This is a genomic window from Pseudomonas fluorescens, assembly GCF_902497855.1.
Classification (GTDB): domain Bacteria; phylum Pseudomonadota; class Gammaproteobacteria; order Pseudomonadales; family Pseudomonadaceae; genus Aquipseudomonas; species Aquipseudomonas fluorescens_BI.
The window spans coordinates 920,675-944,912 of record NZ_CABVHU010000001.1 but is presented as its reverse complement, the minus strand read 5'-3'; the positions used below and the strand labels follow the sequence as shown (position 1 = coordinate 944,912).

Genomic DNA, 24,238 nt, shown 5'->3' with positions numbered 1-24,238 from the left:
CCATGTAGGAGCTGGCTTGCCAGCGAAGGCGATTGTTCAGACAACATCTTTGCAAGCAGAAAGACCGTCTTCGCTGGCAAGCCAGCTCCTACAGGGACATGTGATTTCTATCAATTCGCCACACGCACCACCCCCATATCAATCCCCAGATGCACCAGTTCGGCATGGGAGGTCACCTGCAACTTGCTCTTGAGCAACGTCAGGTGATTGGAAACCGTCTTGCTGCTGATGCTCAACTGCTCGGCAATCACCCGTGCTGGCGTCCCCTTGGCGAGCATCACGAAAATCTCCAGCTCGCGCTGGGTCATGCTCTGCAACCGCGGATCGCTGGCGTCCTGTTGCGGATGGCACGCCAGTTGAGTGGCCAGCGGCTGTTCGATATAGGCGTGCCCCGCCAGGATCCGTCGCACAGCCTCGATCAATACCTCGGGCGCCGAGCTTTTGGTCAGGTAACCCGACGCACCGGCGTCCAGCGCCTGACGCACCAGCGGCAACTCATCGTGCATGCTGAAAAACAGCACCCGCAATTGCGGCAGGCGCTGGCGCAATCGGCGGGTCGTTTCCAGGCCACTGATCCCCGGGAGGCCAAAATCCATGATCACCAGGTTCGGCACGGCTTCTTGAACCCGCGCCAACGCCTCCTCACCCGTGGCCGCCTCACGGACGTCCATCGCCGGCAGCAACGCCCGCAACAGACTGGCATAGCCCTGACGGACCACCGCATGGTCATCGACCAGCAGAATATTCATGACGCCTCCAAAGGCATGCTCAAGGCCAGTGCCCAACCGGCACCGGGATGGCTGATGATCCGCAGCTCGCCGCCCAGGCTGCGGGCGCGCTCGAACATCGAATACAAACCGACGCCCGGCCGCTGGGGCTGTTGTGCGCCGCGACCGTTGTCGCGAATCAGCAAGCGCAAGTGCCCGTCGCGATATTGCAGGCGCACCCGCACCTGGCTGGCGCCGGCGTGACGGGCGATGTTGGTCAGCGCCTCCTGCAGCAGGCGGTACAGATGAGTCTTGTCCGGCCCGGACAACGTCGGCAAATGTGGGCTGACGTGCAACTGGCAATCGATCCCCTGCCGCCCCGGCCATTGCTCCACCAGCAAGCCGAACGCTTCGGCCAATGGCAGGTGTTGCAAGACCACCGGATACAAGTCATGCACCAGCGCCCGGAAGCCCTGTTGCAGGTGTTCACAGTTGTGTTCCAGTTCGCGCGCCGTGCGTTCCACCACCAGGGGCTGATCCGCCACCAGCCGCAACAGACAGGCCTGGGCGCGAATGCCCGCCAGGTACTGACCGAGGTCATCGTGCAGGGTTTGCGCCAGATGAGTGCGTTCCTGCTCCTGTACCGCCAGCAAGGTCCGGGTCAGCCGGGTGTTATCGCCGCGCGCCTGCTCCAGCGCTTGGGTCATGCGATTGAAATGCAACGCCAGTTGCCGCGCCCCCGGCATGCCTTCGGCGCGCAGCCGCACGTTCAGTTGGCCACCGGACACCTGCTGCAACGCCCGCAGCAAGTCATCAAGCAGGCCCATGCCCCGGCGCACGGCCCAGCGGATGGTCAACAGGCTCAACAACAACGCCAGGCCACACAGGCTCAGCAGCTGTTGCAGCGAGTCCCAGACCTCATCGATTTCATCCCGGGGATCGACCGCGATCTGTACCCGCCGCCCATCCTGCAGATCCAGCACCTGCGCACTGTGCCGGGCCTGGGCGAATAACAGCCGCCCGAGCCAGGCATCCAGCCCGTCCTGCACCGGCAGCCGTGCCTGTTCGCCCGGCTCCAGCCAGCGCACCCGCACGTGACGCAAACTGCCGGTCAGCCTTGGCTGCAGGCTGGCGGGGTCACGCCCGGCGGTTTCGCTCAAGTATTCAACCACCGCTTCGGCCGACTGCAGCTCACGCTCCACGTCCGCCAGCGCCTGGTGCACCAGCAAGCCCATGCACGCCAGGGTCACCAGGGCGAAAAATCCGCACACCCACAGGTTGATCCGCCACAGGGCAGACACGGTTAGCGCCCCGGTGTCGCGGGCATCACCAGCAACGGCGCCGGGCGCGGGCCGTGAAGCTTGTCGACACCGATCAGGGTCAGAATCAGCAGCAACGGCAACAGCAGTGCTTTGAGAATTCGCATGATCGATCGCCTCCAGGGTGATGGCCGTTGTTGCCATGCTAAAACCGCGCCGCCCGGGGCGAGTTACTACCTTGGTACTGGCTGACTGGTACTTTCTGCATATTTCATCCCTGCCCAAGGGTTCCTATGCTGGCGCTACCTGTAAAGGAGTGCCTTATGCGCCAGCTTGCCCCTTACGCCCTGATCTACCTGCTGGCGATTGCCTGCGCTGCCGGGCTGGCCACCCAAAGCCAGGCCGCGGACGCGCCGTTACAGGTGCAGATCGGCTATCTGGGCTATCGCCCGGACCCGGGCCCGCTGTTGTCGAACGTCATTCCCGAGCCGGTCGATGCCGGGCTGCGTGGCGCCGAACTGGCGATTACCGACAGCAACAGCACCGGGCGTTTTCTCAACCACAGCTACCGCCTGGCCAGCGCCAACGTCGACAACCCGCAAGCCCTGCTCGACGCGGCCAAAGCCCAGCACGCGCAAGGCCTGCGCCTGTTCGTGGTGAATGCTCCGGCCGCGAGCCTGCGCCAACTCAGTGCAGCCCTGCCCGACAGCCTGCTGTTCAACGCCGGCAGCCCCGACGACAGCCTGCGCACCACCGACTGCCTGCTGAACGTGCTGCACAGCCTGCCGAGCCGGGCGATGCTGGCCGATGCCCTGGCGCAATTTCTGGTGGTGCGCAAATGGCAACGGGCGCTGCTGATCGTCGGCCCGACCCCGGACGACCAGGCCTATGCCGCCGCCCTGCGGCGCGCCGCCAAGCGCTTCGGCCTCAAACTGGTGGCGGAAAAAGCCTGGAGCTTCGACAACGACCAACGCCGCAGCGCCCAGGCCGACATGCCGCTGTTCACCCAGACCGCCGAGTACGACGTGGTGCTGGTGGCCGATGAGCGCGGCGACTTCGGCGAATACGTGCCCTACCAGACCTGGTATCCGCGGCCGGTTGCCGGCACCCAGGGCCTGACCCCGGTGGGCTGGCACAAGACCGTGGAAACCTACGGCGCCGCGCAGTTGCAGAAACGTTTCGAAGCCCTGGCCGGGCGCTGGATGAACGACCGCGATTTCGCCGCCTGGATCGCCGTGCGCAGCATCGCCAGCGCGGTGAGCAAATTGCGCCAGGTCGATCCGGTGGCGATCCGCCAACTGGAGATCAGCGATCAATTGCCGCTGGACGGCTTCAAGGGTCGCAAGCTCAGTTATCGCCCGTGGAACGGCCAGTTGCGCCAGCCGATCCCCATCGTGCAACCCCGGGCGCTGGTCAGCACCTCGCCACAAGACGGTTTCCTGCATCCCTTCAATGAAATGGACAGCCTTGGGTATGACAAGCCCGAGGTCAGCTGCCGCTTTCCCTGATCCTCCAATCACAACAACAATAAGGAATCCGCCATGCGCCGCTCCCTGCTTTGCCGTTCCCTGCTTTCCGGGGCCCTGCTGCTCGCCGCCGGGCACGCCGCCGCCACGACCGCCTGGGTGTCCAACGAAAAAGACAACAGCCTGAGCCTGATCGACCTGCAGACCCTGCAAGTCACCGACACCCTGACTGTCGGCCAGCGTCCGCGCGGTTTGCTGCTGTCCCACGACAACAAGCTGCTGTACATCTGCGCCAGCGACTCGGACCGGGTTCAGGTGATGGACGTCGCCACGCGCAAGATCATCAAGGAGCTGCCCTCGGGCAAAGACCCCGAGCAGTTCGCCCTGCACCCGAACAATCGCTGGCTGTATGTCTCCAACGAAGACGACGCGCTGGTGACGGTGATCGACACCGAAACCTCCAAGGTGCTGAGCCAGATCAGCGTCGGCGTCGAACCCGAAGGCATGGCCGTCAGCCCGGACGGCAAGTGGGCGGTGAACACCAGCGAAACCACCAACATGCTGCACTGGATCGACACCGCCACCCAGACCCTGGCGGACAGCACCCTGGTGGACCAGCGGCCGCGCTTCGTCGAGTTCACGCCCGATGGCTCCAGGCTCTGGGCCTCGGCGGAGATCGGCGGCACGGTGACGATTCTCGACGTTGCGAGCCGCCAGGTCCTCAAGACGCTGACTTTCCAGATCAAGGGCGTGCACCCGGATAAAGTCCAGCCGGTGGGCATCAAGCTCAGCGCCGACGGCAAGTACGGATTCGTCGCCCTTGGCCCCGCCAACCATGTCGCGGTGATCGATGCCAAGACCTTCGAGATTCTTGATTATCTGTTGGTCGGGCGACGAGTCTGGCAGATGGCGTTTACCCCGGACCAAAAGCAACTGCTGGCCACCAATGGGGTCAGCGGCGATGTGTCGGTGATCGATGTCGACAGCCTCAAGGTGGTCAAGTCGGTCAAGGTCGGGCGTTATCCGTGGGGCGTGGTGGTGACGCCATGAACGCCCTGGACGTCAGCGACCTGAGTTTTGCCTATGGCGCGCGGGAGGCGTTGCGCCAAGTCAGTTTCAGCCTGGCACCCGGGCGATTTGCGGCGCTGCTGGGACCCAACGGCGCGGGCAAGTCAACGCTGATCGCCCTGCTCACCCGGCTCTATGAAGTGCAGCGTGGCGACATCCGGGTCGGCGGTTGTTCCTTGCGCAACGCGCCGCGCCCGGCGCTCAGGCAACTGGGCGTAGTGTTCCAGCAAAGCACCCTGGACCTGGACCTCAGCGTCGAGCAGAACCTGCGTTATCACGCCGCGCTGCATGGGATGTCGCGGCGTCAGACCGGCCTGCGAGTCGACGCCGAACTGGCCCGGCAGGCCCTGACCGAACGCCGTCGCGAGCGGGTGCGCGAACTCAATGGCGGCCATCGGCGCCGGGTGGAAATCGCCCGGGCCTTGCTGCATGAACCGCGCCTGCTGCTGCTCGACGAAGCCAGCGTCGGCCTCGACCCGGCCAGCCGCCTGGCGCTCAACCGGCACATCCGCAGCCTGTGCCGCGAGCAGCACCTCAGCGTGCTCTGGACCACCCATTTGCTCGATGAAGTGCACGCCAGCGACGACTTGCTGATTCTCCATCAGGGCCGGCTGGTGGCCAGCGGGCAGGCCGATGCCCTGAGCCTGGAACATGGTGGCGACCTTGGGTCGGCTTTCGCTCGCCTGACGACTTCTGGAGTCGCGCCATGAATGCCTACTGGCAGTGTTTCAGCGGCATCGTATTGCGCGAGTGGCTGCGTTTTGTCCTCCAGCGCACGCGATTCCTCAGCGCACTGGTGCGGCCGCTGCTGTGGCTACTGGTGTTCGCCGCCGGCTTTCGCGCGGCACTCGGGATCGCGATCATCGCGCCCTATGACACCTACATTCCCTACGAGGTCTACATCGTCCCTGGCCTGGCCTGCATGATCCTGCTGTTCAATGGCATGCAAGGGTCACTTTCGATGGTTTACGACCGGGAAATGGGCAGCATGCGCGTACTGCTGACCAGCCCCCTGCCCCGCACCTTCCTGCTATGCAGCAAGCTGTTGGCCACTGCATTGATTTCGCTGTTGCAGGTGTATGCCTTTCTGGCGATCGCCTGGGTGTACGGCGTGCAGCCACCGGCCATGGGGCTGTTGATCGCTTTGCCGGCGCTGTTGCTGGTGGCGTTGATGCTCAGCGCGCTGGGTTTGCTGCTGTCCAATGCCATCCGCCAGCTGGAGAACTTTGCCGGGGTGATGAACTTCGTGATCTTCCCGCTGTTTTTCCTGTCGTCGGCGCTGTATCCGCTGTGGAAGATGCGCGATTCCAGCGAGTGGTTGTACTGGTTGTGCGCGTTGAACCCGTTCAGCCATGCGGTGGAGCTGGTGCGGTTTGCCTTGTACGAGCGCTTCAATCCATTGGCGCTGGCGGTATGCGTGGGGCTGACGCTGGTGTTCGCCCTGCTCGCCGTACTCACCTTCAACCCGCAACACGCCGCCCTGCGCAAATCCACCTGACACCACAAATCCCCCGGTGCTCGATCGTTCCCACGCTCCGCGTGGGAATGCCTCACCGGACGCTCCGCGTCCACTCTGGGACGCGGAGCGTCCCGGACTGCGTTCCCACGCGAAGCGTGGGAACGATCATCCGCTTCAGCCTGAAAATTACTACTTTAGTACTGCTTGACCTGTCTATCGTCGCATTCCATTCGCACCGCCACTGGCATGTAATAGGTTCATAACTATAAGGATCGAACCCCATGCCGCGTGCCCGACCCTGTCTGCTACGCCCTTCTCTCGCTGCGCTGTCGCTGAGCCTGTTGCTGGGCGTCGCCCAGGCCGACACGCCGCTGTTCTCCGCCGACAGCTATCGCATCGGTCTCTACCGCAGCCCGACCCCGAATCGACTGCAGGATGGGTCCATCATCGACACGCCCGCCCTGCAAACCCTGCTCAGCCAAACGCCGCGCCCGCTGCTGATCGACGTCTACCGCCGCCAATGGCTGCAAGGCCGTTTCATCGAAGATCAGCCCCATGAGAACCTGCCCGGCAGCCATTGGCTGGCCAACACCGGTGACGGTGATCTGCCACCCGCCTGGCAAGCCTATTTTGCGCGTAACCTGAACACATTGACCGCCGGTGACCTGGCGCGACCGCTGGTCTTCTACTGCCGCTCCGATTGCTGGCTGAGCTGGAACGCGGTCAAGCGTGCCGCCGCCATGGGCTATAAGACACTGTATTGGTACCGCGACGGCCTGGATGCCTGGCAAGCGGCGAACCTGCCCGTGACCCCGGCCCAACCCGAGCCCTTTCCCTGATCTTTACGCTTGCGTGTTGTTGCCACACCATAATCAAAATAATGAGGTGAAAGGCCATGTACAAAATTCTGATTGCCGACGATCACCCGCTGTTTCGCGAAGCCATTCATAACGTCGTCAGCGATGGTTTTCCGGGCAGCGAGGTGATGGAAACCGCCGACCTCGACAGCGCCCTGGCCCTGACCCTGGAGCATGACGACCTGGACCTGATCCTGCTCGACCTGAACATGCCCGGCATGCACGGACTCAACGGCCTGATCAACCTGCGCAACGAGGCGCCGACCATTCCGGTGGTGATCGTCTCCGCCGAGCAGGACAAACAGATCGTGCTGCAGGCCATCACCTATGGCGCGGTGGGGTTCATCACCAAATCCTCGCCACGGGCGCAGATGACCGAGGCCATCCAGCAGATTCTCAACGGCAATGTGTACTTGCCACCGGACATCATCCGCACGCAGAAAAGCGGCACCCATCGCCGGATGAACGATACCCCGAGCTTCCCGCCGGAACTGCTGCAGGCCCTGACCCGCAAGCAGTTGCTGGTGCTGGAGCGCATGACCAAGGGCGAGTCGAACAAACAGATCGCCTACACCCTGGAAATCGCCGAAACCACGGTCAAGGCCCATGTCTCGGCGATCCTGCGCAAACTCAATGTGCATAACCGGGTGCAGGCGATCCTGAGTGCCGGGGATATTGATTTCGGGTCGTATCTGCGGCGCTAGACCCAAACTGATCATTCCCACGCTCTGCGACCCCACCCTGATCATTCCCACGCTCTGCGTGGGAATGCCTCACCGGACGCTCTGCGTCCGCTTTTGGGACGCGGAGCATCCCGGGCTGCATTCCCACGCAGAGCGTGGGAACGATCAACATCAGAAGACTCAAGGCCTACCGAGCAAATGACTCATCGCCGTCTTGAGCTTCATCGGCCGCACCGGCTTGTGCATCAGGGTATGCCCCAGTTCGCGGATCTGCTGCTTGAGTTCGTTGCTGTAGTTGGCGGTGATCATCATCGCCGGAATCGCTGAACCACGCCGGGCGTTGATCCGGGCCACGGCATCGACGCCGTTCTTGTCATCATCCAGGTGATAGTCGGCAATCAGCAAATCCGCTTCGGCGTGATAGTTGTCCACCTGGCGCGCCAGATCCTGCTCCGACAGCGCCGTCACCACCAGGCAACCCCAGCCTTCCAGCAACGTACGCATGCCGGCGCAAATGGCCGCGTCGTTGTCCAACACCCATACCCGCGCCCCGCGCAAACGCTCCAGCATCGGCTCGCTCATCAGCAGGCTCGGCAGCGCCTTGGGGGCCGTGGCGCTCAACGGCACCTCGACCGAGAACATCGAGCCCTTGCCCGGCCACGAACGCACGTGAATCCGGTGCCCGAGGATCCCGGCAATCTTCTCGACAATCGCCAGCCCCAAGCCGAGGCCGCGATCCTGATCGGGCCGCTGCACATCACCGCGCTTGAACTCCTGGAAAATCTCCTCCAGGCGGTTTTCAGCAATGCCCATTCCGCTGTCCCACACCTGGATCGACAGCCGTTGGTGATGACGCCGGCAACCGAGCACCACCCGACCACTGTAGGTGTAGCGAATGGCATTGCTCAGCAGATTGCGCAGGATCCGCGCCAGCAGTTGAATGTCGCTGCGCACCAGCGCCGAACACCCGATGAAATGCAACTCCAGACCTTCACTGCGGGCGACCTGGGTGTATTCGGCCGCGAGGTTGTCCAGCAGCTCGCTCAGGGCGAACGGCGCAATGTCGGCCTTGATCACCCCGGCATCCAGCTTGGAAATATCCACCAGGGTACCCAGCAGGTTTTCCACGTCTTCCAGGGAATTGCTGACATTGCGCACCAGCACCGCGTTGGCCACCGGTTCGCGGCGTTCCAGCAGCGCACTGGTAAACAGCCGCGCGGCATTCAACGGTTGCAGCAGGTCGTGGCTGACGGCAGCCAGAAACTTGGTCTTCGACAGGTTGGCCTGTTCGGCGTCGAGCTTGGCCTCGCGCAGGCGTGATTCCACCCGCCGACGCTCGTCGATTTCCCGCAGCAACTGATCATTGAGGGTGGTCAATTCCGCCGTGCGTTCGCGCACCCGTAGCTCCAGATTCTGATAGGCCTGGTGCAAGGCCTCGGCGGTGCGCCGGCGTTCGGTGATGTCGCGGATCAGCACGAAGATCCCCACCACTTCGCCGCTGGCCAGGCGATTGGGCACGTAGGAGCGCAGCATGTAGCGCTCCTGATTATTGATGTTGATTTCGGCAAACTCGAAGGTCACGCTCTCACCGGCCAGCGCCCGGGCCACGTAGGATTCCAGGCGTTGGTAATGCTGCTCGCTGTGCACTTCGCGCAGGCTCTGGCCGAGCATCACGCCCCGGGGCCAGCAATACCATTCTTCGTAGACCTTGTTGGTGAACTCGTACACCAGGTCGGCATTGAGGTAAGCGATCAACGCCGGCACGTGGTCGGTGATCAGGCGGATCCAGCGCTCGCTTTCACTGAGGGCTTCGGCATGCTGGTAACGCTCGGTGATGTCGGTGAAGGTGTTGACGAAACCGCCGGTGGGCAACGGATGGGTGCGGATCTCCAGGACCCGGCCATCATCGAGGCGCTGCTCGCATTCCTGTACCGGCCGTCCGTTGCCATCGCGACTGGCCGGGGTCAGCAGGTTCAGCTCGCTGTCGGCGATCACCTCGGCGAACGGTCGATGGGCCGCCACCGGGGCCAGGCCGCTCAGCTCGAGAAAACGCCGGTTCCACAGTTCCAGGATGCCTTCGGCGTTGACCATGGCCACGCCCTGGGACAGGTTGTCGACCGCCCGTTGCAGCAGATGGGATTTTTGCGCCACGGCTTGTTCGCGGCGCACGGTCTCGCTGAGTTTGACGTCGGTAATGTCGGTGAACAGGATCACCCGCCCGCCTTCCTGGGTCGGCCGCTCGCTGACTTGCAGCCAACGGCCGTCCTGCAGGCGATAGAGCAGGTTTTCATCGGCATGGCCCCGGGGTTCTTCGGTGAACAGCCCGGTGACACTCATCAGCCGCTTGACCTCGGCCAGGCGCATGCCGGCGTTGATCCGCACCCGGCTGTTGCCCCAGAACGCCTTGAAGCGGCTGTTGAACAGGACGATCCGCTGCTCGGCATCGAACAGCACAAAGGCGTCGGAAATACTCTCGATGGCATCGATCAAATGCCGGTGCGCGGTTTCAGCCCGCAGGCGCGCTTCGCTGAGCAAGTGATTGCCCGACTTGAGTTCGGCCATGGCCTGGTTCAGGGCATCGGTGCGCTCGCGTACCTGTTCGGCCAGCACCACCGAATGCTGGAACGCCGCGTAGGGGTCGTTGCCGCGGGTGATGCCGGACTCGATGCGCTCGATCAGCGCACTGTTGATCCGCTGCAACTTGTGGTTGTCATGCTGCAGGCTGGCGATTTGCGCCTGCAGCTCAGCGGCGTCCAGGGGACCGGTCTCGGGCAATGGCAACCCCGGTGAAGGTCTGGTTGATATGCATGCCATTGAACTGTTCTCCGTAGGTGTTGAAACCCATCACCCGCTGGTCGCGCAGAAAGCCGCCGATCTGTTCCAGGTGCCCGCCGTCTTCCAGCTCCAGGCGCCTGAGAAAACAGTCGCAGCCAATGGTCAGCAACAGCTCGCCAAGGCGTTCCTGCAAGCCTTCGAACAGCTGTTGCAGATTGGGCAGCATCGGGCCCGGGGTCATGACCGTGAGAACGATGCCGTTTTCCACCGCGCAGTAGAAACTCAGGCTCAGGTCCGGATGCACCTGCTGGATCGCCCGCACGTAATACTGGTCGTTGATCCGCACCGCCAACGGGTGCGCGGCGAAGACCCGGTGATCGAGTTCGGCCACCGGCACGCCGATGTGCCGGGCGTACTCCTCGGCGGCGGGTTCGGCATTGAGCTCGAACACCCGGCGCGTGGCGCTGTCGGCCCCGGTGACCACCAGTTTTTCCGCCCGGGGCAGGATGTGGTGAGTAGTGAACACCTCGAAATCCAGCCAGGTATTGACCAGCACCACCACCGCCGCGCCGCTGTGAAACTCGCCATTGAAATAGACGTGGGTGTGGGTCAGGTAGTTGTCATCACCGGCCGAACCGCCGAAATGCGGGATGTCGCCCAAGGCCGCGCTCAAGGCGGCGAGGACCATTTCTTCGCGGCTGGACAGGCCATCGAGCAGGGTCAGGGCAAAGCTGTTGCCCTTGATCGGCGCCAGGGTGTTGCTGCGACAGCCACTGACCAGGCGCTCGACCATCTGCTGGGCGTCGATCAGGCTGAAACGCTCCATCTCGCAGATCAGTTCGGCGTCGATGGAAAAATGCCGATGATCGAAGCCCACCGCGGTCACGCAGTTGCGACCGTAGCCCAGGGGGGTGATTTCCCCGGCGCTGGTGCAGCCCACCAGGCGAATGCCGCCGAAGCTTTGCTCCAAGGCATGGCCCAGCGCCTGCAAGTCGTACTCGGCGGAGCAGAAGAACAGCACGAAGCCCAGATGGGGATGCAACAACTGCCGCGCCAGCTCTTGGGCCGCCTGCCCGGCATCGGTGGCCTGGGACATGGCACTGACCACACCTTCACTCTGGACCTGCTGCATCGTCGCCTCCCGCAGGTGCGTGTGTATGAGGGGTGAGTGTACGAAGGCTGCGGGGGGCGACCTATGCTACTTGGGTAGCGGTCTGGCGGTTCGATGGGATGAGACCGGATCTGCAAAACACTGCAGATCCCCTGTAGGAGCTGGCTTGCCAGCGAAGGCGGCTTAACATTCAACATCTTTGTTGACTGACACACCGTCTTCGCTGGCAAGCCAGCTCCTACAGGGGACCTGCGTGATGCCGGTTCCGGAATTACCAGGTCAACACCGCCCCCACCGCAAAGGTATCGGTGTCTTCATTCTGCGCACTGCTGTCATGCCCGTTGATTTCAAACTGGTTGTACTCGGCCACCAACTTGAGGTTGTCGTTGACGTCATGGAACAGCGCAACCCCGCGGGTCTCGTAATCCGCGCCGCTACCGACCACGCCGTTGCCGTCGTCCTCGGTCTTGCCATAGGACAAGGCCAGGCGGTTCTTGCCCAGCTTGTAGGAGCCTTGCAGCAGGTAGCCGTCGCTGTCGACATTGCGCAACGTCGGCTCGCCGGCGTTGTTGGTGAAAAACGGATTGATACCCTTGGCCTGGAACCCGGAACCGGTCAGCGACAACCCGCCCATCTTCGCCTGCACGCCATAGCCGACGCCTTTGGAGGTAATCGATTCAACGCTCGAATCGGTATTGTCCGACGTCTGGTAGCTGCCGTTGACCCAGCTATAAATCTTGGCCCCGGCGAGGTCGAACTGATAGGTGATCTCGCTCTCGGTGCGCGGGTTTTCCTGGTACGCCTTGCCCGTCGGGCTGCTGTCGTTGGTGTCCACCGGGTCCATGATCCCCACCGCCACCCGCAGGCCGTCCATCACCGGCGTGCGGTAGGTGATCTGCGAAGTGGGGAACGGATACGGATAACCGGTGCCGATGTTGCCGAACGACACCCCGCCACCATCCACCAGCCCCAGGGTATCGCTGACCTGGCCATAACCGGCGAGCAATTCATCGAGCAATATGTTGGAACGGGCGAACAGGCCGAAGTCCTTGCCGATCAGCACTTCGCCCCATTGCGGGTTGGCCACCGTGCCGTAGAACTGCCGCACGTCGATGGCGGTGTCGGTGCCGTTGGTTTCGCTGTCGTTGATCGTGACCCAGAACGAGGCACGGGCGCCGAGCTTGAGGTCATCGACCTGCTTGCCCATGTTGAAGCCCAGGTAGTTGGGCAGAAAGCCCATCTTGACCCGCGACTGCCGACGGTCGTACTGCTCGCCGGCGCGGTCGACATCGCTGTTGACGTAGAAGGCGTTGACGTAGCCGTCGGTGGAAAACGTGGTCTGGTCCTTGTCGTACAGCATGATCTCGGCCTCGGCCATGGAACTCAAACCGAGGGTCGACAGGCTGGCGAAAAAGGCAGGCAAGTAACGATGCTTGAAGTTCTTATTGTTGTGCATGGCGCGCTCCGCGACGGGGGACTTGATGTCGGAGGCGATTATCGAAAGTGGACCGGCGGCGTCATACGCTGCCTTGGCGCCGGTTTTGAGCTGCTTTGGACTGGCGGGTAGAGCGCGGCGAATTCGATGTAAGACCGCGCGCTGGCAAGGCTCGCCACTTAGGGTGTACACCTGTGGATGCTACTGGCATCCACAGGAACCGGTACCTGCTAGGCGCCCGCTCTGTAGAGCATGTAGGCGGCGACCATCACGCAGATGCTGGCGAAGCCGATCTGCAGGAGCCGGGCCGGGACGCGCGCGCAAAGCCTGCGGCCAATGACCATGCCGACGATGCTGGCGACAATGAACACCACGCCCACACCGTCGATTCGAACCCCGGCGTGAAACGCACCGATGACGCCGATCGCCGAGATCAGGCTGATCACCATCAGGGAGGTGGCGACGATCCCGCGCATCTGCACGTCGGTCAGTTGCTTGAAGGCCGGGACGATCAGGAATCCGCCGCCCACCCCCAGCAGCCCGGAGACGACCCCGGTCACCGCACCGAGCGCCGCCAGGGTCGCGGTGCATTTGGCGGTCCAGGAAAAGCGCCCGGTCTGTTGATCCAGCATGCAGTTCTTCTGGCCCCAGTTGGCGTGGCCATGGTCGCTCGGCCCTGGCTCCCGGCGCTCACGGCGCAGCATGCGCCAGGCGACCATGACCATCAGCAGGCTGAACAGGATCATCAGGATTTTTTCCGGCAACTGATGGGCGAAGAAGATGCCCACCGGCGAAAAAATCGCCCCGAGCAAGGCGATCAACAGCGCCGCGCGATAGCGCACCAGCCCGTGACGCAAGCCGTCGATGGCGCCGACCGCCGCCGCACTGCCCACCGCAAACAGCGCGACCGGTGCCGCCTGGGTCATGGTCAGCCCCAGCCCCAGCACCAGGGCCGGCACAGCAAGAATCCCGCCACCGGCACCGGTCAATCCAAGCACCAGGCCCATCACCACGCCAAAAAAACCTGCCAGCAACATAACGCACTCATGATCCGCGAAAAAAAGCCGGGAACGCCCGGTATCGATTGGGTGACAGGATAGAGCCCATACCAGTTTTTTCATTAACAGAATTAATACGGAGGTGGTCAACCCAGGGGAAATGAAACTACCCTCATGGTCTGTCCCTCCAAAAATAAGCCACCATGTCCGCCTTGATTGAAGCCTTCCTCGACCCCGCTTCGTCCACCTACAGCTACGTCATCTACGAAGCCGACGGCGGTCAATGCGCGATCGTCGATCCGGTGCTCGACTACGACCCCGCCGCCGGGCGCACCGCGACGACTCAGGCCGACAGGCTCATCGCCTTCGTCCGCCAGCATCAATTGCAGGTGCAATGGTTGCTGGAAACCCACGCCCACGCCGATCACCTGTCCGCCGCGCCCTATCTGCGCCGGCAACTGGGCGGCAAGATTGCGATCGGTGAGTCCATCGGTAAGGTGCAGGACGTATTCAAGTCCTTGTTCAATCTGGAGGCGGAATTTGCCGTCGACGGTTCGCAGTTCGATCACCTGTTCGCACCGGGCGAGTCATTCATGATCGGCAACCTCAAGGCCACGGCCCTGCATGTGCCCGGCCATACCCCGGCGGACATGGCCTATCTGGTCGATGGCGAGCAGATTCTGGTGGGGGACACGCTGTTCATGCCGGACGTAGGCACCGCCCGTTGCGACTTCCCTGGCGGTGATGCCAGCCAGATGTTCGCGTCGATCCGCAAACTGCTGGCCTTCCCCGCTGGCGTTAGTCTTTACGTTTGCCACGATTACCCTGCCGGGGGGCGTGAACCCCGGTGCATGGCCACGGTAGGCGAACAACGCAAAAGCAATATCCACATCCACGACGGCATCGATGAAGCCGCGTTCGTCGCCATGCGCAACCGGCGCGACGCCGGGTTGGGCATGCCGACGCTATTGCTGCCGGCGATCCAGGTGAATGTGCGGGCGGGGAATTTGCCGCCGCCGGAAGACAACGGCGTCACCTACCTGAAAATCCCCCTGAACAAACTCTGACCCCCTGTAGGAGCCGGCTTGCCGGCGAAGGCGTCTTCATGCGCGCCGCAAGGCTTGAGGCCGTCTTCGCTGCGGTGCGGCGATCCGACAAGCCAGCTCCTACACGTATCACCCGCGTACAGAGGAATGGTGATCAACGCCACCCCCCTGTAGGAGCCGGCTTGCCGGCGAAGGCGTCTTCAGGGGTGCTGCAAGGCTTGAGGCCGTCTTCGCTGGCAAGCCAGCTCCTACAAGGGTCTGCGGTGTTGCATACCCGGCGGTTTATAGGTCAATTACCCAGCGTCAACCCATTCGCCGGCAACGGCAGCGCCGTCTTGTAGCGCACCTGCTTGAGCGCAAAGCTCGACCGGATGTTGGCCACCCCCGGCACCTTGGTCAGAAAGTCCATCATGAAGCGCTCAAGCGACTGAATGGTCGGCACCAGCACCCGAATCAAATAGTCCGGGTCGCCGGCCATCAGGTAGCACTCCATGACTTCCGGGCGATCCGAGATCGCCTCTTCGAAATGCTGCAGCGCCTCCTCCACCTGTTTCTCCAGGCTGACATGAATGAACACATTCACGTGCAGTCCCAGCAGATCGGCATCCAGCAGGGTGACCTGTTCGCGAATCAGCCCCAGTTCTTCCATCGCCTTGACCCGGTTGAAGCAGGGTGTCGGCGACAGGTTGACCGAGCGTGCGAGGTCGGCGTTGGTGATCCGCGCATTCTCCTGCAGGCTGTTCAAAATGCCGATATCGGTACGGTCCAATTTGCGCATGAGACAAAAACACCTGTGATTTTATGTTTATGCAGATTTTTTATCCTCAAATGACTGCAAGTGCAACGAAAGACAGAGAAATATTCTCCTTGCCCCGGCCTATGATTGTTGTAGGACAAGAATTCTCCTACAGGAGAATGAAGGTCAGCTCACTACAAGAATTTCACAAAATCGAGCGTAGAAGCCATGAACCAAGCGTACGAACCGCTGCGCCTGCACGTTCCGGAACCTTCGGGCCGTCCAGGGTGCAAAACCGACTTCTCCTACCTGCGTCTGACCGATGCCGGGCTGGCGCGCAAACCCCCGATCGATGTCGAACCCGCCGAAACCGCCGACCTGGCCAAGGGCCTGATCCGCGTGCTCGACGACCAGGGCAACGCCCTCGGCGAATGGGCTGAAGGCGTGCCGTCGGAGATCCTGCGTAAAGGCATGCGCGCCATGCTCAAGACGCGGATCTATGACAACCGCATGGTGGTCGCCCAGCGTCAGAAAAAAATGTCGTTCTACATGCAAAGCCTCGGCGAAGAAGCCATCGGCAGCGGCCAGGCCCTGGCGTTGAACATCGACGACATGTGCTTCCCGACCTACCGTCAGCAAAGCATCCTGATGGCGCGGGACGTGCCGCTGGTTGACCTGATCTGCCAATTGCTGTCCAACGAGCGCGATCCGCTCAAGGGCCGCCAGTTGCCGATCATGTATTCGGTCAAGGACGCCGGTTTCTTCACCATTTCCGGCAACCTCGCCACCCAGTTCATCCAAGGCGTGGGCTGGGGCATGGCCTCGGCGATCAAGGGCGACACCAAGATCGCCTCGGCCTGGATCGGCGACGGCGCCACCGCCGAATCGGACTTCCACACCGCCCTAACCTTCGCCCACGTCTATCGGGCGCCGGTGATCCTCAACGTGGTCAACAACCAGTGGGCGATTTCCACGTTCCAGGCAATTGCCGGTGGTGAAGCCACTACCTTTGCCGGTCGTGGCGTCGGCTGTGGCATTGCCTCCCTGCGGGTCGATGGCAACGACTTCGTCGCGGTCTACGCGGCTTCTGCCTGGGCTGCCGAACGCGCCCGGCGCAACCTGGGCCCGACCATGATCGAATGGGTCACCTACCGCGCCGGCCCGCACTCCACCTCCGATGATCCGTCCAAATACCGTCCTGCCGACGACTGGAGCTATTTCCCGTTGGGCGACCCGATTGCGCGCCTGAAGCAGCACCTGGTGAAAATCGGCCAGTGGTCCGAAGAGGAACACCTCGCCGTCAGCGCCGAACTGGAAGCCGAAGTGATCGCCGCGCAGAAACAGGCCGAGCAGTACGGCACCCTCGCCGGTGGCCAGATCCCGAGCGCCGCGACCATGTTCGAAGACGTCTATAAAGAGATGCCGGAGCACTTGAAGCGCCAGCGTCAAGAGCTGGGGATCTGACATGAACGATCACACCTCTACCCTCAAGCTGGATACCGCCATGACCACGACCACCATGACCATGATCCAGGCCCTGCGCTCGGCCATGGATGTGATGCTTGAGCGTGATGACAACGTCGTCGTATTCGGCCAGGACGTGGGCTACTTCGGCGGCGTGTTCCGTTGCACCGAAGGCCTGCAGACCAAGTACGGCACCTCACGGGTGTTCGACGCGCCGATCTCCGAAAGCGGCATCGTCGGCGTCGCCGTGGGCATGGGCGCCTACGGTTTGCGGCCGGTGGCCGAAATCCAGTTCGCCGACTACGTCTACCCGGCTTCGGACCAGATCATTTCCGAAGCCGCCCGCCTGCGCTATCGCTCGGCCGGCGAGTTCACCGCACCGATGACCCTGCGCATGCCCTGCGGCGGCGGCATCTACGGCGGCCAGACCCACAGCCAGAGCATCGAAGCGATGTTCACCCAGGTTTGCGGCCTGCGCACGGTCATGCCGTCCAACCCTTACGACGCCAAGGGCCTGCTGATCGCCTCCATCGAAAACGATGATCCGGTGATCTTCCTCGAGCCCAAACGCCTGTACAACGGCCCGTTCGACGGTCACCACGACCGCCCGGTGACCCCGTGGTCGAAACACCCGGCCGCCCAAGTGCCGGACGGTTACTACACCGTGCCGCTGGACGTTGCCGCCATCACCCGTCCGGGCAAGGCGGTCACTATCCTGACGTACGGCACCACCGTCTACGTGTCACAAGTCGCCGCCGAAGAAACCGGCATCGACGCGGAAGTCATCGACCTGCGCAGCCTGTGGCCGCTGGACCTGGACACCATCGTCAAGTCGGTGAAGAAAACCGGACGCTGCGTCATCGTTCACGAAGCGACCCGCACCTGCGGTTTCGGTGCCGAACTGGTCGCCCTGGTGCAGGAACACTGCTTCCACTACCTGGAAGCGCCAATCGAGCGCGTCACCGGCTGGGACACCCCCTACCCGCACGCGCAAGAGTGGGCGTATTTCCCTGGGCCGTCCCGAGTGGGCGCGGCGTTGAAACGGGTCATGGAGGTCTGAATGGGCACGCACGTTATTAAAATGCCGGACATTGGTGAAGGCATTGCAGAAGTTGAATTGTCGGTATGGCACGTCAAGGTCGGCGACATGGTTGTCGAGGATCAGGTGCTGGCCGATGTCATGACCGACAAGGCGATGGTCGACATCCCGTCCCCGGTGCATGGCAAGGTGATTGCGCTGGGTGGACAGCCTGGCGAAGTCATGGCGGTGGGCAGCATCCTGATCAGCATTGAAGTCGAAGGCGCGGGCAACGTCAAAGAGTCGGCTCAGCCGGCGGTTGCTGCCGTGAAAGAAGTGCCGGTCGTAGCGCCGAAGACTGCAGCTGTGACCGAGAGCAAACCGGTTGCGGCAGCACGTCCAGCCGCCGTTTGCCAGGGCCCGATGGTGGCTCGCGAGGCCAATGAGCGCCCGCTGGCCTCCCCGGCCGTACGCAAACATGCACTGGACCTGGGCATCGAGTTACGTCTGGTGCGTGGCACCGGCCCTGCTGGCCGCGTGTTGCACGAAGACCTTGAGACGTATCTGGCCCAGGGTCAGCAGCCCCAGTCGTCCGTGGCGGCCGCTTACGCCCAGCGAAACGATGAAGAACAGATCCCAGTCATCGGCATGCGCCGCAAGATCGCCCAGCGCATGCAGGATGCCACCCAGCGCGCCGCTCATTTCAGCTATGTCGAGGAAATCGACGTCACCGCCGTGGAAGAACTGCGCGCGCACCTGAACGAGAAACACGGTGCGACCCGCGGCAAGCTGACGTTGCTGCCGTTCCTGGTCCGCGCCCTGGTCGTCGCCCTGCGCGATTTCCCGCAGATCAACGCCCGTTACGACGACGAAGCCCAGGTCATCACCCGCCTCGGCGCGGTGCACGTGGGCATCGCCACCCAGGCCGACATTGGCTTGATGGTGCCGGTGGTGCGGCACGCCGAAGCCCGTAGCCTGTGGGACAGCGCCACGGAAATCTCGCGCCTGGCCACCGCTGCGCGCACCGGCAAGGCCAGCCGCGATGAACTGTCCGGCTCGAGCATCACCCTGACCAGCCTCGGCGCGTTGGGCGGCATCGTCAGCACCCCGGTGCTGAACCTGCCAGAAGTGGCGATCGTCGGCGTGAACAAAATCGTCGAGCGCCCGATGGTGGTCAAAGGCCAGATCGTGATTCGCAAGATGATGAACCTTTCCAGCTCCTTCGATCACCGCGTGGTCGACGGCATGGACGCGGCGCAATTCATCCAGGCGGTTCGTGGCTTGCTCGAACAACCCGCCACCTTGTTTGTGGAGTAAGACATGCAGAATTTGAACACCACGCTGCTGATCATTGGTGGTGGCCCTGGCGGTTATGTGACGGCGATCCGTGCCGGCCAGCTGGGCATCCCGACCATTCTGGTGGAAGGTGAATCGTTAGGCGGTACTTGCCTGAACATCGGCTGCATTCCGTCCAAGGCGCTGATCCATGTCGCCGAGCAGTTTCACCAGACGCAACACCACAGCCAGCACTCGGCGCTGGGCATCAGCGTATCGGCGCCCACCCTCGACATCGGCAAGAGCGTCGAATGGAAGGACGGCATCGTTGATCGCCTGACCACTGGCGTTTCGGCGCTGCTGAAGAAGCACAAGATTCAGGTGATCCAAGGTTGGGCCAAGGTCATCGACGGCAAGACGGTCGACGTCGGCGACACGCGCATTCAGTGCGAGCACCTGGTGCTGGCCACCGGCTCGAAAAGCGTGAACCTGCCGATGCTGTCGATTGGCGGGCCGATTATCTCCTCCACCGAAGCCCTGGCGCCGACCTCCGTGCCGAAACGGCTGATCGTGGTCGGCGGCGGTTACATCGGTCTGGAGCTGGGAATCGCCTATCGCAAGCTCGGCGCAGACGTCAGCGTGGTCGAAGCTCAAGACCGCATCCTGCCAGCCTACGACGCCGAACTGACCCAACCCGTGCATGACGAACTGAAAAGACTCGGCGTGAAGCTTTACTTGAAGCATAGCGTCCAAGGCTTTGATTCTGCTGGTAATACATTGCAAGTCCTTGACCCAAACGGTGAGACCTTGAACCTGGAATCCGATCAGGTGCTGGTAGCCGTCGGTCGCAAACCCAATACCCAGGGCTGGAATCTCGAAGCGCTGCAGCTGGACATGAACGGTTCGGCGATCAAGATCGACAACCGCTGCCAGACCAGCATGCGCAACGTGTACGCCATCGGCGACCTGAGCGGCGAACCGATGCTCGCGCACCGGGCCATGGCCCAGGGCGAGATGGTGGCCGAGCTGATCAGCGGTAAATCCCGCGAGTTCAACCCGACCGCCATTGCTGCCGTGTGCTTCACCGACCCGGAGCTGGTGGTGGTCGGCAAGACGCCGGACGAAGCCAAGGCTGTGGGGCTGGACTGCATTGTGTCGAGTTTCCCGTTTGCAGCCAACGGTCGGGCGATGACCCTGGAATCGAAAAGCGGCTTCGTGCGGGTCGTGGCGCGGCGTGACAATCATGTGATTGTCGGCTGGCAGGCGGTGGGTGTGGGTGTTTCGGAGTTGTCGACCGCATTCGGCCAGAGCCTGGAAATGGGTGCGCGGCTGGAAGACATCGCCGGGACGATCCATGCGCATCCAACGCTTGGCGAAGCGGTGCAGGAAGCGGCGTTGCGGGCGTTGGGGCATGCGCTGCACCTCTAACACCCGACGCAGGATCGTCCCCCACGCTCCGCGTGGGAATGCAGCCCGGGACGCTCCGCGTCCCAGAAGCGGACGCAGAGCGTCCATTGAGGCATTCCCGCGCAGAGCGTGGGAACGATCAGTGCGAGAGAGATCGCATTCCGGGCTGCGAAAAGAGCCCGGAATGAAGTATTGTTGTCCCCATCCAGAAAAACGTCAGAAGCCTTGAACCGTTTCGGCGGTTGTTAAGCGATAGAGGGTGTCATGGGTAACGAAAGCATCAATTGGGACAAGCTGGGTTTTGACTACATCAAGACCGACAAGCGCTATTTGTCGCACTGGCGTAATGGCGAGTGGGACACAGGCACCCTGACCGAAGACAACGTGCTGCACATCAGCGAAGGCTCCACTGCCCTTCACTATGGCCAGCAATGCTTCGAAGGCCTGAAGGCCTACCGTTGCAAGGACGGCTCGATCAACCTGTTCCGCCCGGACCAGAACGCCGCGCGCATGCAGCGCAGTTGCGCGCGCCTGCTGATGCCGCAGGTGTCCACCGAGCAGTTCATCGAAGCCTGCAAGGACGTGGTCCGCGCCAACGAGCGTTTCATCCCGCCTTACGGCACCGGCGGCGCGCTGTACCTGCGTCCCTTCGTGATCGGCGTGGGTGACAACATCGGCGTGCGTACCGCCCCCGAGTTCATCTTCTCGATCTTCTGCATCCCGGTCGGCGCCTACTTCAAGGGCGGCCTGACCCCGCACAATTTCCTGATCTCCAGCTACGACCGCGCAGCCCCACAAGGCACCGGTGCGGCCAAGGTCGGTGGCAACTACGCCGCCAGCCTGATGCCGGGCTCCCAGGCCAAGAAGGCGCATTTTGCCGACTGCATCTACCTGGACCCGATGACCCACACCAAAATCGAGGAAGTTGGTTCGGCCAACTTCTTCGGGATCACCCACGACAACAAGTTCGTGACCCCGAACTCGCCGTCGGTGCTGCCAGGCATCACCCGCCTGTCGTTGATCGAACTGGCCAAATCCCGTCTGGGCCTGGAAGTGATCGAAGGCGACGTGTTCATCGACAAGCTGTCCGACTTCAAGGAAGCCGGCGCCTGCGGGACTGCCGCGGTGATCACGCCGATCGGCGGCATCAGCTACAACGACAAGCTGCACGTGTTCCACAGCGAAACCGACGTCGGCCCGATCACTCAGAAGCTCTACAAAGAGCTGACGGGCGTGCAGACCGGCGACGTCGAGGCGCCAGCAGGCTGGATCGTCAAGGTTTGACCTGACCTCCCGTTGTATCGAAGCCCTCCATCGCATTGGCGATGGGGGGCTTTTTTACGCGTCGAGGTCACGCCCGATGACTCGCGCAGCGATTCGCTTGCCACCCCTGCCCTTGATGCCAATGGCCTGACCGTCCTGCTGCTTGCCGGTCCGCGCCTGGGTGATCAATCCCGGTATCAGCGCTCCCTCGGGCAGGTTTTTCCAGAAGCGTGCCGGTAAATGCCCCTGCATGACTTTCGGGTTCAGCCGCGCCGGGTTGAAGATGTGGCTGTAGTACGTCAACCACATGTCGCTGTGCGGATCCTCGGCATTTTGCGCCAGTTGCTGCCATTCGAGCGGGCATTGCCGATGGTGGATCAACTGCTCGCCATCGTAATAAACCCCGTCCCGAGGCGTCGCAATCAGCCAGCGGTGCCGGCCCATCCGACCGATGAAATGCTCACTGGCACTGTGCAAGATGTCATGGGCCGGTTCGTGCCAGGCGACGTAGTGCGGGCCGTCGCTTTCCGGTAACGCGACGAAACGAACGAATGCATGTAGATGATGAGCTTCGTGTTGTATCTGCTTGATTCTTCTCTGAAATTCACTGCCAAGAGGGTCCCCTGCCAGCATCGCGGTGCGATCACCATGACTGACCCGCCACAATACTTCGTACAGCAGACTCCAGCGCTGATCGCCGCGATAGCGGGCGGCGCGCTCCAGCGTGTCCAATAGCGCTCTCGGGACACGCGCCTGATAAGGCCCTTGGGTTTCGGGCAGTTCATTATCGCTGGCAAACAGGTCGGCCACGCCTTCATTGGCCCAGCTCACCAGGCTGGGGTCGACACCATGGCTGAGCAGCCAACGCGCCTGTGTACGCCAGGTGTCGAACAGGTCGTCGCAATCGAGGCTGATCATCCCCACAATCCCATTTGCTGCGGTTGCGGCCGGTCCCGCAGTTGCTGATACAGCAAGTGGCTCGTCACTTCAGCCTGCTGCGGGTGGTAATCGCTGGTGATGATGAACGGCTTGGCCTTGGCCAGCACGCAGCGCATACGGGCCAGGTCTTCGTAGCGAATCCGCCGCTGACGCCGCAGTTCAACCAGCCGTTCGGTGGTGCGCAGGCCAATCCCGGGAACTCGCGAGATCAATGACGCCTCGGCTCGGTTCAGGTCCAGCGGAAACACCTCACGGTGCTCCAGCGCCCAGGCCAGTTTCGGGTCGATGTCGAGTGCCAGATGTCCAGGCCCCTGGAACAATTCGCCCGCCGTGAAGCCGTAACTGCGCAGCAGGAAATCGGCCTGATACAAACGGTGCTCGCGCATCAGCGGCGGCGCGGCCAGCGGCACGCTCTTCGGGCTGTTGGGGATCGGACTGAACGCCGAGTAATAGACCCGACGCAAACGGTAGTTGCCGTACAACGCCTGGGCGCTGTGAAGAATGGTGCTGTCGTCGGTGTCGTCGGCACCGACGATCATCTGCGTGCTCTGCCCGGCGGGGGCGAATTTCGGTGCGCGCGGTTCGTTGAGCACGGTTTGCTCACCGGTGTAGATCGTCTGCATCGCCAGCCTGATCGAGCCCAGGTGTTTTTCCGGGGCCAGGGTCTGCAGGCTGGCATCGGTGGGCAACTCGATGTTGACGCTCAATCGATCGGCATAACGCCCCGCTTCCTCAATCAGCGCAGGGTCGGCTTCGGGAATGGTCTTGAGGTGGATGTAACCGCGAAACTCGTGGTCTTCACGCAACAACCTGGCCACGCGAGTCAACTGCTCCATGGTGTAGTCCGCCGAGCGAATGATCCCGGAGCTGAGAAACAGCCCACTGACGCAATTGCGCCGGTAGAAGTCCATGGTCAGCGTGACCACTTCTTCCGGGGTAAACCGGGCGCGAGGCACGTCGCTGGAACGCCGGTTGACGCAGTATTGGCAGTCGTAGAGACAGAAGTTGGTCAGCAGGATCTTCAGCAACGAGACGCAGCGCCCGTCCGGGGTATAGCTGTGGCAGATGCCCATGCCATCGGTCGAGCCCAGGCCGCTTTTGCCCTCGGAGCTGCGCTTCGGCGCGCCGCTGCTGGCGCAGGAGGCGTCGTATTTGGCAGCGTCGGCGAGAATGCCGAGCTTGTCGATGAGTTCCATGGGGGCAGGCCCTATACTGTTTGGATATACAGTATAGCGTTGATCGCTCAGGCACAAGCCATCGACAAACCCTTGG

The 24,238-nt window shown here is 62.5% G+C and carries 22 protein-coding genes; 12 read left to right on the top strand and 10 right to left on the bottom strand.

Features of this window, described 5'->3' with window-relative positions; translation table 11 throughout:
- Positions 1 to 110: 110 nt before the first annotated feature.
- Genes F8N96_RS04495 through F8N96_RS35680 form a run of 3 tightly spaced genes read right to left on the bottom strand, consistent with a single transcriptional unit; the run spans position 111 to position 2,133 of the window.
- A complete protein-coding gene (locus F8N96_RS04495; protein ID WP_150796754.1) occupies positions 111 to 749 on the bottom strand; it encodes a response regulator transcription factor in 639 nt (212 codons plus the stop codon).
- Complete coding sequence (locus F8N96_RS04490) at positions 746 to 2,008, bottom strand: sensor histidine kinase (RefSeq protein ID WP_150796753.1); 1,263 nt, start codon at positions 2,006 to 2,008, stop codon at positions 746 to 748. The genes F8N96_RS04495 and F8N96_RS04490 overlap by 4 nt, the downstream gene beginning before the upstream one ends.
- A gap of 2 nt (positions 2,009 to 2,010) precedes the next feature.
- Positions 2,011 to 2,133: a hypothetical protein gene (locus F8N96_RS35680; RefSeq protein WP_263596449.1), complete on the bottom strand. Its 123-nt coding sequence runs from the start codon at positions 2,131 to 2,133 to the stop codon at positions 2,011 to 2,013.
- 156 nt (positions 2,134 to 2,289) lie between these two features.
- Here F8N96_RS35680 and F8N96_RS04485 point away from each other — a divergent pair, with 156 nt between their 5' ends.
- From F8N96_RS04485 to F8N96_RS04455, 6 genes are all read left to right on the top strand, one after another.
- Complete coding sequence (locus F8N96_RS04485) at positions 2,290 to 3,474, top strand: ABC transporter substrate-binding protein (protein ID WP_150796752.1); 1,185 nt, start codon at positions 2,290 to 2,292, stop codon at positions 3,472 to 3,474.
- Positions 3,475 to 3,507: 33 nt separating this feature from the next.
- The gene (locus F8N96_RS04480) at positions 3,508 to 4,482 is read left to right on the top strand and encodes a YVTN family beta-propeller repeat protein (protein WP_150796751.1); all 975 of its coding nucleotides are present in this window, start codon (positions 3,508 to 3,510) and stop codon (positions 4,480 to 4,482) included.
- The gene (locus F8N96_RS04475) at positions 4,479 to 5,210 is read left to right on the top strand and encodes an ABC transporter ATP-binding protein (protein ID WP_150796750.1); all 732 of its coding nucleotides are present in this window, start codon (positions 4,479 to 4,481) and stop codon (positions 5,208 to 5,210) included. The genes F8N96_RS04480 and F8N96_RS04475 overlap by 4 nt, the downstream gene beginning before the upstream one ends.
- Positions 5,207 to 5,998, top strand: coding sequence for an ABC transporter permease (locus F8N96_RS04470; RefSeq protein WP_150796749.1), 792 nt, complete (start codon positions 5,207 to 5,209; stop codon positions 5,996 to 5,998). The genes F8N96_RS04475 and F8N96_RS04470 overlap by 4 nt, the downstream gene beginning before the upstream one ends.
- A 242-nt stretch (positions 5,999 to 6,240) precedes the next feature.
- Positions 6,241 to 6,798, top strand: coding sequence for a PQQ-dependent catabolism-associated CXXCW motif protein (locus tag F8N96_RS04460; RefSeq protein ID WP_150796747.1), 558 nt, complete (start codon positions 6,241 to 6,243; stop codon positions 6,796 to 6,798).
- Between the two features lie 56 nt (positions 6,799 to 6,854).
- Positions 6,855 to 7,520, top strand: coding sequence for a response regulator transcription factor (locus tag F8N96_RS04455; protein WP_150764813.1), 666 nt, complete (start codon positions 6,855 to 6,857; stop codon positions 7,518 to 7,520).
- Between the two features lie 159 nt (positions 7,521 to 7,679).
- On the opposite strand, the gene nahK is transcribed toward F8N96_RS04455, so the two are convergent.
- From nahK to F8N96_RS04430, 4 genes are all read right to left on the bottom strand, one after another.
- A complete protein-coding gene (gene nahK / locus F8N96_RS04450) occupies positions 7,680 to 10,274 on the bottom strand; it encodes a hybrid sensor histidine kinase/response regulator NahK/ErcS' (RefSeq protein WP_150796874.1) in 2,595 nt (864 codons plus the stop codon).
- Positions 10,243 to 11,406 carry a nitric oxide-sensing protein NosP gene (gene nosP / locus F8N96_RS04445; RefSeq protein WP_150796746.1) on the bottom strand — a complete coding sequence of 388 codons (1,164 nt, stop codon included), beginning with the start codon at positions 11,404 to 11,406 and terminating at the stop codon, positions 10,243 to 10,245. The genes nahK and nosP overlap by 32 nt, the downstream gene beginning before the upstream one ends.
- 250 nt (positions 11,407 to 11,656) lie before the next feature.
- Positions 11,657 to 12,841 carry a porin gene (locus tag F8N96_RS04435; RefSeq protein WP_150796745.1) on the bottom strand — a complete coding sequence of 395 codons (1,185 nt, stop codon included), beginning with the start codon at positions 12,839 to 12,841 and terminating at the stop codon, positions 11,657 to 11,659.
- A 209-nt stretch (positions 12,842 to 13,050) separates the two neighbouring features.
- The gene (locus F8N96_RS04430) at positions 13,051 to 13,857 is read right to left on the bottom strand and encodes a sulfite exporter TauE/SafE family protein (protein ID WP_150796744.1); all 807 of its coding nucleotides are present in this window, start codon (positions 13,855 to 13,857) and stop codon (positions 13,051 to 13,053) included.
- Positions 13,858 to 14,021: 164 nt separating this feature from the next.
- Between F8N96_RS04430 and F8N96_RS04425 the strand changes: the two genes are divergently transcribed.
- A complete protein-coding gene (locus F8N96_RS04425; RefSeq protein ID WP_150796743.1) occupies positions 14,022 to 14,885 on the top strand; it encodes an MBL fold metallo-hydrolase in 864 nt (287 codons plus the stop codon).
- A 268-nt stretch (positions 14,886 to 15,153) separates the two neighbouring features.
- Here F8N96_RS04425 and bkdR read toward each other — a convergent pair whose 3' ends face one another.
- Positions 15,154 to 15,642 (bottom strand): Bkd operon transcriptional regulator BkdR, encoded by a 489-nt coding sequence (gene bkdR, locus F8N96_RS04420; protein WP_007915088.1) that lies wholly within the window; start codon positions 15,640 to 15,642, stop codon positions 15,154 to 15,156.
- A 186-nt stretch (positions 15,643 to 15,828) separates the two neighbouring features.
- Here bkdR and F8N96_RS04415 point away from each other — a divergent pair, with 186 nt between their 5' ends.
- The 5 genes from F8N96_RS04415 (at position 15,829) to F8N96_RS04395 (ending at position 22,048) form a co-directional block, all read left to right on the top strand.
- On the top strand, positions 15,829 to 17,064 hold the full coding sequence (locus tag F8N96_RS04415) for a 3-methyl-2-oxobutanoate dehydrogenase (2-methylpropanoyl-transferring) subunit alpha (protein WP_150796742.1): 1,236 nt from the start codon (positions 15,829 to 15,831) through the stop codon (positions 17,062 to 17,064).
- 1 nt (position 17,065) lies between these two features.
- Positions 17,066 to 18,124, top strand: a complete 1,059-nt coding sequence (locus tag F8N96_RS04410) for an alpha-ketoacid dehydrogenase subunit beta (protein WP_150796741.1) — start codon at positions 17,066 to 17,068, stop codon at positions 18,122 to 18,124.
- Positions 18,125 to 19,399 (top strand): dihydrolipoamide acetyltransferase family protein, encoded by a 1,275-nt coding sequence (locus F8N96_RS04405; RefSeq protein ID WP_150796740.1) that lies wholly within the window; start codon positions 18,125 to 18,127, stop codon positions 19,397 to 19,399.
- Positions 19,400 to 19,402: 3 nt separating this feature from the next.
- A complete protein-coding gene (lpdA, locus tag F8N96_RS04400) occupies positions 19,403 to 20,785 on the top strand; it encodes a dihydrolipoyl dehydrogenase (RefSeq protein WP_150796739.1) in 1,383 nt (460 codons plus the stop codon).
- Positions 20,786 to 21,028: 243 nt separating this feature from the next.
- A complete protein-coding gene (locus F8N96_RS04395; RefSeq protein ID WP_150796738.1) occupies positions 21,029 to 22,048 on the top strand; it encodes a branched-chain amino acid aminotransferase in 1,020 nt (339 codons plus the stop codon).
- Between the two features lie 54 nt (positions 22,049 to 22,102).
- Here F8N96_RS04395 and F8N96_RS04390 read toward each other — a convergent pair whose 3' ends face one another.
- Positions 22,103 to 22,945 carry a TIGR03915 family putative DNA repair protein gene (locus F8N96_RS04390; RefSeq protein WP_150796737.1) on the bottom strand — a complete coding sequence of 281 codons (843 nt, stop codon included), beginning with the start codon at positions 22,943 to 22,945 and terminating at the stop codon, positions 22,103 to 22,105.
- Positions 22,942 to 24,162, bottom strand: a complete 1,221-nt coding sequence (locus F8N96_RS04385; RefSeq protein ID WP_150796736.1) for a putative DNA modification/repair radical SAM protein — start codon at positions 24,160 to 24,162, stop codon at positions 22,942 to 22,944. The genes F8N96_RS04390 and F8N96_RS04385 overlap by 4 nt, the downstream gene beginning before the upstream one ends.
- Positions 24,163 to 24,238: the final 76 nt, after the last annotated feature.